The 606-nt window shown below is 43.1% G+C and carries 2 protein-coding genes; both read left to right on the forward strand.

What is annotated here, in order from left to right:
* On the forward strand, window positions 1-290 hold a 290-nt coding region (locus ABN212_RS18775; RefSeq protein WP_349443575.1), incomplete at its 5' end, for an NlpC/P60 family protein.
* The coding region (locus ABN212_RS18780) for a tail assembly protein (protein ID WP_349443576.1) at window positions 227-606 on the forward strand (380 nt) is incomplete at its 3' end. The genes ABN212_RS18775 and ABN212_RS18780, both read left to right, overlap by 64 nt.

Consider the following 606-nt stretch of genomic DNA (forward strand, 5'->3'; position numbering starts at 1 on the left):
AAAATCTCTATTTAGATAACACAGTTAAACAGGGTTTCTATCAAGTTGATGAAGCTCAAGAAGGCGACATGATATTGATTTGTTTAGGCACCTCAAAACCTTGCCATGCCGCTTTGTACTTAGGAAATCAAGAGATATTGCATCACAGGCCAGACAGATTGAGTAAGCGAGATACTTACGGTGGTTACTGGTTTAAATACACGCACAGCATCTGGAGACATAAACAATGGTCAAATTACAGTTTGCAGGCTATTTGCGCCGATTTGGACGCCGGTTCGAGCTTGAGGTAAGCAATGCCGGTGAAGCCTTGCGCTGTCTTTGCTATCAAATTGATGGGCTGAAAAAAGAGATTAATCAAGGGCAGTTTCGTGTTCGTATCGCAGGTAATGATATGACCAAGGAGAGCATTTCTGCGGGATTAAATACACCATTAAGTGAAGGTGATGTTATTACGATTGTTCCTGTCATTGGTGGTGCAAAATCAGGTGGTTGGCTAGGCATTATTGGTGGAGCGGCGTTAATTGGTGCATCTTTTTTAATACCGGGTGGATTTTTAGCAACAATGACATCGACGGCATTATTTGCTGCTGGTGTTGGAGTGGCCGC

Source organism: Proteus genomosp. 6, assembly GCF_040139785.1.
Classification (GTDB): domain Bacteria; phylum Pseudomonadota; class Gammaproteobacteria; order Enterobacterales; family Enterobacteriaceae; genus Proteus.